Origin of the sequence: Microbacterium sp. HMWF026 (genome assembly GCF_003061325.1) — a bacterium.
Lineage (GTDB): Bacteria > Actinomycetota > Actinomycetes > Actinomycetales > Microbacteriaceae > Microbacterium > Microbacterium testaceum_E.
Window position 1 is genome coordinate 1 of sequence record NZ_QAJB01000386.1, and the last position, 3,881, is coordinate 3,881.

Annotated in this window: 7 protein-coding genes; all 7 read right to left on the minus strand. The window is 69.9% G+C overall.

The features are described from left to right. Window positions 1–535 (minus strand): magnesium chelatase domain-containing protein (locus DBR36_RS14325; RefSeq protein WP_146185376.1); only part of this gene is annotated, 535 nt, incomplete at its 3' end. Further along, window positions 532–894 carry a YraN family protein gene (locus DBR36_RS14330; RefSeq protein ID WP_108320448.1) on the minus strand — a complete coding sequence of 121 codons (363 nt, stop codon included), beginning with the start codon at window positions 892–894 and terminating at the stop codon, window positions 532–534. The genes DBR36_RS14325 and DBR36_RS14330, both read right to left, overlap by 4 nt. Before the next feature lie 93 nt (window positions 895–987). Next, a complete protein-coding gene (locus DBR36_RS14335; RefSeq protein ID WP_055836674.1) occupies window positions 988–1,311 on the minus strand; it encodes a DUF2469 family protein in 324 nt (107 codons plus the stop codon). A 77-nt stretch (window positions 1,312–1,388) separates the two neighbouring features. Further along, window positions 1,389–2,042, minus strand: coding sequence for a ribonuclease HII (locus DBR36_RS14340; protein WP_108320445.1), 654 nt, complete (start codon window positions 2,040–2,042; stop codon window positions 1,389–1,391). Continuing rightward, the gene (gene lepB / locus DBR36_RS14345; RefSeq protein WP_108320446.1) at window positions 2,039–2,791 is read right to left on the minus strand and encodes a signal peptidase I; all 753 of its coding nucleotides are present in this window, start codon (window positions 2,789–2,791) and stop codon (window positions 2,039–2,041) included. The genes DBR36_RS14340 and lepB overlap by 4 nt, the downstream gene beginning before the upstream one ends. A 142-nt stretch (window positions 2,792–2,933) precedes the next feature. After that, window positions 2,934–3,281, minus strand: coding sequence for a 50S ribosomal protein L19 (gene rplS, locus DBR36_RS14350; RefSeq protein ID WP_058231655.1), 348 nt, complete (start codon window positions 3,279–3,281; stop codon window positions 2,934–2,936). Between the two features lie 194 nt (window positions 3,282–3,475). Beyond that, on the minus strand, window positions 3,476–3,881 hold a 406-nt coding region (locus DBR36_RS14355), incomplete at its 5' end, for an MFS transporter permease (protein ID WP_108320447.1).

The window sequence follows — 3,881 nt, forward strand, 5'->3', positions numbered from 1 at the left end:
GGGCGAGATCGGGGGCGTCCGAGACCCCGCCGTGCCAGCGGACCACCTCGGCGAGGCAGGTCGCGGCGAACACCTCGACGCCGTCGACGAGGGCGGCCTCGTCGGCGTTCGCCGCGGGCACCACGACACGGGTGACGCCCCCGCGGTGCGCGGCGACGACGGCGGGCAGGACGCCCGGAACAGGCCGCAGTCGCCCGTCGAGCCCCAGTTCGCCGATGTGCACGGTCCCGGCGATGTGGGCGGCATCCATCGAAGAGGTCGTCGCGAGCGCCGCGACGGCGATCGCCACGTCGAACCCCGAGCCGCGCTTGGGAAGGCTCGCCGGCGACAGGTTGACCGTGATGCGGCGCTTGGGCAGGTCGAGCCCGCGATTGGCGCACGCGTTGCGCACCCGTCGTCCCGCCTCGCCCAGCGCTTTGTCGGCGAGGCCGATGATCGAGAACTCCGGCGTCTGCGACGACACGTCCGCCTCGACCTCGACCAGATCGCCGCGCAGTCCCGTCAGAGCGACCGCCCAGGTCCGCGACACGCTCACAGGGCGTCCTCGAGGTGTTCGAGCCGCGCGGTGCGGGCATCAGGCCCGACGAGGCCGACGGCGTCGATGCGTAGTCGGCGCCCGCGGGCGAGGTCGGGATGCGCGGCCAGCCACGCCATCGCGAGCCGCCACAGCCGCGCGGCCTTGCGCTTGTCGATCGCCTCGAAGGGGTGCCCGTACAACTCGCTGCGCCGGGTCTTCACCTCGACGACGACGAGCGTGTCGTCGCGTTCGGCGACGACGTCGATCTCGCCCTGCGGGCACCGCCAGTTGCGCGCGATGATGCGGTAGCCGTCGCCGATCAGATGGGCGACGGCGCGGTCCTCCCCGGCTCGGCCGAGGTCGTCTTTCGCTGCCATGCCCGAGAGCGTGGCAGGCACGTCACGGGGCGCACGGGGCCTCGGCGCCCATCCGTGGATCGATCAGTGCGCGCCGCGGATGGGGAGGAGACGTCAGTTGTCGAGCGACAATTCGTCGGGCAGCTGGAAGTCGTGCCGCGACAGCTCTTCGACGTTGACGTCCTTGAAGGTCAGCACGCGCACCGACTTGACGAAGCGATCGGCGCGGTAGATGTCCCAGACCCACACGTCGGTCATCGAGATCTCGAAGTAGAAGTCGTGCTCGGTGTCGCGGCGCACGACGTTGACGTCGTTGGCCAGGTAGAACCGGCGCTCGGTCTCGATCACGTAGGTGAACTGGCGCACGACATCGCGGTACTCGCGGTACAGGGCCAGTTCGAGCTCGCGGTCGTAGTCCTCGAAGACGTCGTCATCCATGGTCCTCCCATCCTAGGCGGGCACGGTCCCATGGGTCGCACGGACCCCGCGCCCGGGCGCGCCGACGCGAGGGGCGGTCAGAACAGGGTCGGCGCCGCCGCGATGGCCCACGAGTGACGGTGGTGGACGCTCATGCCGTGCGTCGAGATCGCGTCGCGGTGATCGACGCTCGCGTAGCCCTTGTTGCGGGCCCAGCCGTACGCGGGCAGGTCGTCGTGCAGACCGGTCATCAGGGTGTCGCGGGCCACCTTGGCGATGACGGATGCCGCGGCCGCACTCGCGCAGTCCCGGTCGGCCTTGACGATGGGCGTGACCGTGAGGCCGGGCTCCCCCGCCGGGGTGATGTAGTCATGGTTGCCGTCGAGGATCACCAAAGCCTCTTCGGGGACGACGCCGTGAGCGCGCAGATCGGCGATCGCACGGACCGCGGCGAGCCCGAGGGCGCGGATGATGCCGATCTCGTCGATCTCGACAGAGCTGGCCCAGCCCACCGCGCTGTGCTGCACGAAGGCCGCGGCTCGGGCGGCCACCTCGGGTCGGCGCGCCTCGGGGACGAGCTTGGAGTCGCGAAGGCCTGCGGGCACGCGCTTGCGTGATCGCGCGGGATCGATGACGGCCGCGCCCACGGCCACCGGTCCCGCGAGGGCGCCGCGACCGACCTCATCGCACGCGATGATGATCGCGTGCTGCTTGAGCGCGCGGCGTTCGAGGGTGAGGGTGGGTTCGATCACTTCGCCGCCGGCGCGGGGACCCCCGCGAACACCTCGTGGTGGAAGTCGATGAGCCCGAAGCGGTCGAACGGCCAGGTGATGACGAAGGCGCGACCCACGACGTTCTCGACCGGGACGAAGCCCTTCGTCGGCTGGTCCTGGTTGTAGCGCGAGTCGCGCGAGCTGTTGCGGTTGTCGCCCATCACCCACAGCGAGTCCTCGGGGACGGTGACGTCGTACGGCACCGGCGACGGCGCCGTGGCTCCTGGCGCAAGTCGCACGTAGCTCTCGTCGATGGGCACATCGTTGACCGTGGTCTGGCCCAGTGCGTTGCAGCAGACGACGTGATCGCCCTCGACGCCGATGACCCGCTTGATGAGGTGGTCGTCGCTGTCGGGCGCGGCGAGACCGAAGAGCGAGAGCACCCAGTCGACGCCCTCGGAGATCGGCGACACGGTTTGTGCGGTGGGCTTCGGGTCGAGCCATCCGCCCGGGTCGCGGAAGACCACGACGTCACCACGCTCGTACGAACCGAAGCGCGGTGTCAGCTCGTCGACCAGGATGCGGTCCTTGACCATCAGCGTGTTCTCCATCGACGCCGACGGGATGTAGAACGAGCGCACCACGAACGTCTTCACCAGGAACGACACCAGCAGCGCGATCACGACGATCACGAGCAGGTCGCGGAAGAAGGCGCCCCATCCGCGGCGACGCCGCCCGGTGGGAGTGGATGCCGCGGCATCCGGGGTGGAGGCGGTCTGGTCGCTCATGTGTTCCTTCGTCGGGTCGCCCGCGCATCGGGAAACCGCACGAACCAGGGTCGCACACCCGGGCCGGATGCCGTGACCGTGACGCCGCGAAAACGCCGAACGCCCCGCGGGTGAGACCCACGGGGCGTTCGAGAGAGTCGACTCAGCGGTCGCGCTTCTCCTTGATCTTGGCCTTCTTGCCACGGAGGCTGCGCAGGTAGTACAGCTTGGCGCGACGCACGTCACCGCGCGTGACGACCTCGATGTGGTCGATCACGGGGCTGTGGACCGGGAAGGTGCGCTCGACGCCGACCTGGAAGCTGACCTTGCGGACGCAGAAGGTCTCGCGCACGCCGTCGCCCGAGCGGCCGATGACGACGCCCTGGAACACCTGGATACGCGAGCGGTTGCCTTCGGTGATGTTGACGTGCACCTTGACGGTGTCGCCGGGGGCGAAGGCGGGGATGTCGGAGCGCAGCGAGGCCGCGTCGACGGAGTCGAGGATCTGCATGATCATCACTTCCTGCGACCGCCACAGGTCGATCGCACGATAAAAGGGGAAAAGGTGAGGCGTGCCCGAGGCCGCGGGATGCGGCGGACTCCCCTGAGGCAGAGCCGGTCAGGGCACGATCGTCTATTCTGCCACGGCGACCCCGAGGCTCCAAAACGGGCCATCGGCCCGCGCAGCGCCGAGCGGCGCACGCCTCACTCGGGTCGTCGCACCTCGGACACGACGATCACGTCGCCGTCGGCCCGCCCCGCGGGGCGTTCCGCGGACGGTTCTCGCACCGGCGGGATGTACGCCGTGCCGTCGGACGTGTGCAGGACGGTCACCGCGCCGCGCGCCTCGTTCCAGAGCTGCGAGAGCGACGACCAGAACAGCACGAGGGCCCCGACCACCGACAGCACGAGCAGCGGGAAGAAGACGCGCGAGTCGAAGAAGCCGAGGGCGACGATCACCGCCTGCCACAGTGCGACGCCACCGGCGTCTCGCCACGACACCGCGCGCGTCGAGCGCACCGCGGCGCGAGCCCGGATCAAGAAGGCGATGAGAAGCTGCGACACGAACACCGTCGGCATGGCCACGAGCAGCCACAGCAGCGCCCACCCG